This is a genomic window from Erythrobacter sp., from assembly GCF_023653175.1.
Taxonomy (GTDB): Bacteria; Pseudomonadota; Alphaproteobacteria; order Sphingomonadales; family Sphingomonadaceae; genus Erythrobacter.
In genome coordinates this window covers 1-5,966 of record NZ_JAMNXL010000205.1, presented here as the reverse complement: position 1 = coordinate 5,966, position 5,966 = coordinate 1, and the positions used below count along the sequence as shown (strand labels likewise).

General features: G+C 69.3%; 5 protein-coding genes, 1 tRNA gene, 1 pseudogene and 1 riboswitch. All 7 genes and pseudogenes read left to right on the top strand.

The annotated features are described in order from the left end of the window. Positions 1 to 263: pseudogene (locus tag NBV68_RS16960) on the top strand (cell division protein FtsZ); the annotation flags it as partial. A gap of 65 nt (positions 264 to 328) precedes the next feature. Continuing rightward, positions 329 to 1,813 carry a tetratricopeptide repeat protein gene (locus NBV68_RS16955; RefSeq protein ID WP_296312089.1) on the top strand — a complete coding sequence of 495 codons (1,485 nt, stop codon included), beginning with the start codon at positions 329 to 331 and terminating at the stop codon, positions 1,811 to 1,813. Between the two features lie 148 nt (positions 1,814 to 1,961). Next, complete coding sequence (locus NBV68_RS16950) at positions 1,962 to 2,468, top strand: YbjN domain-containing protein (RefSeq protein ID WP_296312086.1); 507 nt, start codon at positions 1,962 to 1,964, stop codon at positions 2,466 to 2,468. 13 nt (positions 2,469 to 2,481) lie between these two features. Continuing rightward, positions 2,482 to 3,273, top strand: coding sequence for a pyrroline-5-carboxylate reductase dimerization domain-containing protein (locus tag NBV68_RS16945; protein WP_296312084.1), 792 nt, complete (start codon positions 2,482 to 2,484; stop codon positions 3,271 to 3,273). Between the two features lie 143 nt (positions 3,274 to 3,416). Continuing rightward, positions 3,417 to 4,196, top strand: a complete 780-nt coding sequence (locus NBV68_RS16940; protein ID WP_296312082.1) for a Bax inhibitor-1/YccA family protein — start codon at positions 3,417 to 3,419, stop codon at positions 4,194 to 4,196. A 195-nt stretch (positions 4,197 to 4,391) separates the two neighbouring features. Further along, on the top strand, positions 4,392 to 5,324 hold the full coding sequence (locus NBV68_RS16935) for a hypothetical protein (RefSeq protein WP_296312079.1): 933 nt from the start codon (positions 4,392 to 4,394) through the stop codon (positions 5,322 to 5,324). Between the two features lie 112 nt (positions 5,325 to 5,436). Next, positions 5,437 to 5,512: transfer RNA gene (locus NBV68_RS16930), tRNA-Ala, on the top strand. Positions 5,513 to 5,669: 157 nt separating this feature from the next. Beyond that, positions 5,670 to 5,873, top strand: a riboswitch (cobalamin riboswitch). Positions 5,874 to 5,966: the final 93 nt, after the last annotated feature.

The window sequence follows — 5,966 nt, the reverse complement described above, 5'->3', positions numbered from 1 at the left end:
GCCTGGCCGCCGAAGACCGCCCGGTCGTGGCGCGGCTCGGCGGCGGACGGCGGCGCGGATTGCTTGGCGGCGAGGGCGGCGGTGGCGCTGGTGGCGGTGCGGGCGGCGGCGGCGGCGGGGCCGGAGGAGCCGGCAGTACGCTGTTCGAGCGCATGGCCAACCTGTCGCGCAGCACGGCACGCGACGATGAAGAGGATGAGGAGGGCGACGACAGCCCGGCGCTCAGCATCCCGCGTTTCCTCGGTCGTCAGAACAACCAGTAGCCGCGCGTCCGCCGCGCCGCGTCGCAACTCCGCTTCACTGCGGCCGAAGGCCTGCTAGAGCACACATGATGGTGCCGCGCTTTCCTGTTCTGTGTGCTGTGGCGCTCGGCGCCGCGTGGTTTCCCGCAGGCGGAGCGGCCGCGCAGGAGGTCGTCTCGCAGCCGGTGGTGCAGGCGCTGCCGTCTCCCGAAGTCCAGCGGCTCAACCGCGCCCTGATCGCGCTCGCCAAGACCCCGCGCGATCGCACCGCGCTGGTCGAGGCCGGGCAGGCGGCGCTCGGGGTCGATGATCTCGAGGCGGCGATCGGTTTCTTCGGACGCGCGGCGGATGTCGATCCCGGCCATTCCGACGTCGCGCTGGGGCTCGGCGCGGTCTATCTGCGCGCCGGCCGCGCGGGCGAGGCGCTGGTGCAATTCGACCGCGCGCTCGCCGCCGGGGCAGACGAACGCTTCGTCCTCACCGACCGCGCGCTGAGCCTCGATCTGGTCGGCGAACAGCCCGCCGCGCAGACCGCCTATGCCCGCGCGCTCGAGCTCGATCCCGCCAATGACGAGGCACGGCGGCGGCTGGCGGTAAGCTATGCGATCACCGGCAGCACCGCGCGCTTCGAGGACACGCTGCGCCCGCTGCTCGACCGCCGCGATCTCGCCGCGCAGCGCGCCCGCGCCTTCGGCCTTGCGATCATGGGCGAAAGCGACCGGGCGGCAGTGATCGTCGAGCAGGTCATGCCGCGCGACATCGCCACCCGGCTGGTGCCCTATCTCGGCTACATGCCGCGCCTCACCAGGCAGCAGCAGGCGGCGGCGGCCAATCTCGGGATCTTCCCGCGTTCGGCCGATATCGGGCGGGACGATCCGCGCCTTGCACGCTTTGCCGCCGAGGAGCGGGCAGACAGCCGCCTTGCGCCCGCCGGCCCGCCGCTCGATGCGCGGCCGGCGCAGGTCGCCGCTGCCGTTCCCACCCCGCCACCATCGACGACAGTCTACACCGCGCCCGTTCCGGCGGCTTCGATTGGCAGTCAGGCATCGCCCGGCGCGGCGCGGGTGGCGACAGTCACCCCGGTTGCCGTCACCACCGCGCCCGCGCCGGCGGTGAACCCGGTCGAACGGGTCGCCGATGTTTTCGCCGATCTCGGCGCGCCGTCCGCTGATGCGCGTGTGTCGGGCGATGCGGTCGACCTGACGCGAATCGAGGTCAAGCGCGAAGCCCCGCCGCCGCCCGTGGTCGCCAAGTCCGCCGAAAAGCCGAAGCCCAAGCCCAAGGAGCCACCCAAGCCCGTCCATCCCAGCCGCGTCTGGGTGCAGGTGGCGACCGGCAAGAAGATCGACGCGCTCGCCTTCGACTGGCGGCGGATAGCCAAGGAGGCGGGTACGCCGCTCGCGCCCTACAAGGCCTACACCGCGCGCTGGGGGGCGACCAACCGCCTCGTCGCCGGCCCCGTTGCCAGCCGCGACAAGGCCGAGGCGCTGGTGCGCGAATTGAAGAAGAAGGGCCTCGACGTGTTCCTGTGGCTGAGCGAAGAAGGCGAGGCGGTTCAACCGCTTAAGTAGCTTCCACGGGTTTCTGTGCACAGGCTTTGCACAAGCTTGTCCGGTTCTCCCCAGCCGCCGGGATTCGGGCGATTGCCAATCGCCCCCTCAAGCGTCCATCCCTCGCAGCGATGGTGATCCGCCCCCTTCCGCCAGCGAAAGCACGGCCATGAGAGCAGCTGAAATGGACTATTCCGCCGAGGACGATGCCGCCCCCGTCGACATGCTCGCCAGCCTGTTCGCCGCGCGCGGCTGGCCGTGCGAGCTGGTCTCGGAGGACGAGATGACCGGCGAGGTGCAGGGCAGCTGGGCCAATTACCAGCTGCGCGCGATCTGGCGCGCCGAGGACAGCGTCCTGCAGTTCCTGTGCCTCCCCGACATCCGCGTCACCGACGACAAGCGCGCTGCGGCCTACGAGCTGCTCAGCCTCGTCAACGAACAGGTATGGCTCGGCCATTTCGACATCTGGTCGAACGGCGACGTGCTGCTGTATCGCCACGGCGCGCTGCTGGGCGATCACGGGCGCCTCAGCCTCGACATGGCGCAGGCGCTGGTCGAGAGCGCGATCGACGAGTGCGACCGCTTCTATCCTGCTTTCCAGTTCGTGCTGTGGGGCGGCAAATCCCCGCGCGCCGCGCTCGAGGCGGCGATGGTCGACGCGGCGGGCGAGGCCTGAGGGCGGCGCGCCGATGGAGCACCTCCTCATTATCGGCTGCGGCAACATGGGCGGGGCGATGCTCGCCGGGTGGCTGGCGGCGGGCGAGGATCCGGCGCGCTTCAGTGTGCTCGATCCCGCGCTGGCCGCGGCGCCGGAAGGCGTTGCGCTCTACCGCAATGCCGATGCGGTACCGGGGACGCATGATGCGGTGCTGCTCGGGTTCAAGCCGCAGCAGCTCGGGGCCCTGGGGCCGGGATTGCAGGGGCTCACCGAGGGCCGAACCGTCTGTTCGCTGCTTGCGGGGATCACCCTCGACCAGCTCGCCGCCGCCTTCCTGCAAGGCGCAGGCCATATCCGGGTGATGCCCAACCTTGCGGCACGGATCAACAGGTCGCCGGTGATCCTTGCCGAGCGCGGCCTCGATGCCGATGCCCGCGCCGCCGCCTTCGCGCTGTTCGACACGCTTGGTCGTGCGGTGTGGCTGGAGGACGAAGCGCAGTTCGATCTCGTCACCGCGCTCGCCGGGTCGGGGCCGGGCTTCGTCTACCGCTTCATCGACGCGCTCGCGGGTGCAGCTGCCGATCTCGGGCTCGACGCGCCCACCGCCGCCGCCCTCGCGCTCGCCACGGTGGAGGGCGCTGCCGCACTTGCCGCCGCTTCCGACGCCTCCCCTGCAAGCCTCGCCGACCGCGTCGCCAGCCCGGGCGGCATGACCCGCGAGGGGCTCAACGTGCTCGACGAGGACGCGGCGCTACGCCGCCTGTTGGCCCGCACGCTCGCCGCCACGCGCGACAAGGGTGCCGCGCTGGCACAGGACAGTTAAGATTAACAGACGTTCAGCTGAACAAATTGCACGCTTTGCAATCCGGTTTCGCTTGAAAAGCTGCACCGAAACCCCGATATTCGCGTGACTGGAGAGCGCGGTCTGTTTCCGTGCTCCGTGATGGAAAGGCTAAGGGTTTCACAATGGCTGACTGGAATGACCCCTCGCGCAATGCGCAGCGCTTCGGCTCCGTGCCGCGCGCCGGAGGCGATGTCTCGGGCCGCGTGAGCTATGACGAGGGCCTGCGCAAGCACATGCTCTCGATCTACAACTACATGACCTCGGGCGTGCTGCTGACCGCGATCGTCGCGCTGCTGTTCGCCAATTCGCCGCTCTTTGCGGTGGCGTTCGACACGGTCGTGACTCCGATGGGCACCGGCATCCAGCCCAACCTGCTGGGCTATGCGATCATGCTCTCGCCTCTGGCGATCATGCTGTTCTGGTGGTTCGGCGCGGCGCGTGCCAGCGCGGGCACGCTGCAGGTCGCCTTCTGGGCCTTCGCGGTGGCTTTCGGTCTGTCGTTCTCGACGCTGTTCACCACCTACACCGACGGCTCGATCGCGACCGCGTTCTTCGCTGCGGCCGCCTCTTTTGCGGGTCTGTCGCTGTGGGGCTACACCACCAAGAAGGACATCTCGGGCTGGGGCAGCTTCCTGCTGATGGGCGTGATCGGCCTGATCGTGGCGAGCCTCATCAACATGTTCTTCCCCTCGGGCGCGATGACCTTCGTCATCAGCGTGGTCGGCGTGCTGATCTTCGCAGGCCTCACCGCCTATGACACGCAGCGCCTGAAGAACGAGTACCAGTATGTGCGCGGGACCGAGATGGCGGGCCGTGCGGTGATCTACGGGGCGCTGTCGCTCTACCTCGATTTCATCAACCTGTTCATCTACCTGCTGCGTCTGCTCGGGAACCGCGAGTAAGCGCAGCCCCCGGCGGGCTTCCGCCTGCCGCACAGATGTTGAAATCTCGAGTGCCCGGGGCCTTTGCATAGGTCCCGGGCATTTGCTTTGTTAGCCGGGGCAGCTATCGCGGGGCTTCAGGCTGGAGCAAGCCGCGCCGCTCCATGGTGGTGCGCCGCGCGGCAGCCTCAGACCGCAGTACGAGAGAGATACCTGATGAGCGCCGCTCCGCACTCGCCTTCCGACCTGTCGCGCACCGCCGCCACTACCACGCGCACCTCCTTCGGCCTTGCGATCACCACGCTGGCGGTTGGCGCCGCGCTGCTTGGCGCCTGCGCCACGCCTGCACCGCCGCCGCCACCCCCGCCACCGCCGCCCCCGCCGCCGCCGCCGCAGGTCGTCGAGGCAGTGCCCTATCGCCCGCTCCCGCCGGGCGGCGCCTACTACGTGATGACGATGCCTGCCATGGGCCCCGACGGGCGTCGTATCACGGTCAACTCCAACCTCTCGAAGGACCAGCTGGTCTGGAACCTGCGCTCGGCCTGGAATGTCGCCGCGCTCAACTGCCTCGCGCCCGAATACGAGCCGATCCTCGAGGGCTACCGCGCCTTCCTCACCAGGAACGTGCGCGGGTTGAAGGCGGTCAACGACCGGATCGAGAAGAGCTACACCAGCCGCTTCAGGGTCAAGCGCGACGCGATCATCGCGCGCGACGGCTACACCACCCAGGTCTACAATTTCTTTGCCGAGCCCGCCGCGCGCGCGGGCTTCTGCCGCGCCGCGCTCGACATGGCGAACCGGGCGCTCGCCACCCCGCCGACCGATCCGCTCGCTTTCGCGCAGGCCAATTTCGACGGGCTGATGGTGCCCTTCGAGCAGTTCTTCAACGAATACGAGGCCTACCAGCGCGCTTCGGCCGAGTGGGACGCGAAGTGGGGGACGATGTACGGCGCCTCGCAGCCCGGCTGGGTGGCGGTGCAGCAGCACCGCGCCGGCCTCGCGCCCGAGCCCGGCCCTGGCGCCGCGCAGACCGTGATCGACCCCGAAACCGGTCTGCCGGTGCCGGTCATCCCTGTCACCGAGGGCGTCACCTCGCAGCCCGTGGTGCAGCCCATCGCGCCGGGCGCCGGAGGCGCGGGCGGCAAGTAGGCGCAGAGCCCCGAGACGAGGCAAAATCGGCGTTGCAAGCCTTGCCTCTTCTCGCTAATGCGCGCGCTCGCCCGCTGCCCGAGGGGCAGGCCGGGCGCGCGAAAACTGGAACGGGGCCGTAGCTCAGCTGGGAGAGCGCGTCGTTCGCAATGACGAGGTCAGGGGTTCGATCCCCCTCGGCTCCACCAGTTTGCGTTTTTTCTTTCGCCCTCAAGCGTCGGGCGGTGGACGTCCGTCTGCCTTGGCTTCCGCCGCACAAGCGGCGGCGCGCGTTTGCGCTTGCGGCGCTGCGCGCCGGTCCAGCGCCTTCTTCCCGCACTGGTCGTTACACCCCTTGCCGTCAGCTTGGCCTGACGCTATCCCGCTCCCGCGTTTCGGTAACGGGAATGCGGTTCGATTCCGCAGCTGTCCCTGCAACTGTAAGCGGTGAGCATGCGGTGCGCGCCCTGGAAGGGGCAGCCACTGGGGGTCTTCGGACCATCCGGGAAGGCGAGCATCCCATGCGGTGATCCGTGAGCCAGGAGACCGACCGGGGCGTGTCGCTCTTTGCTTGGCTCAGGGATTGGCCAGGCGCGGAAAAACACTTCTGTTGTGAGCGACATCGCTGGGCCGGGGGAGGGCAACCTCTCGCGGCCACCATGT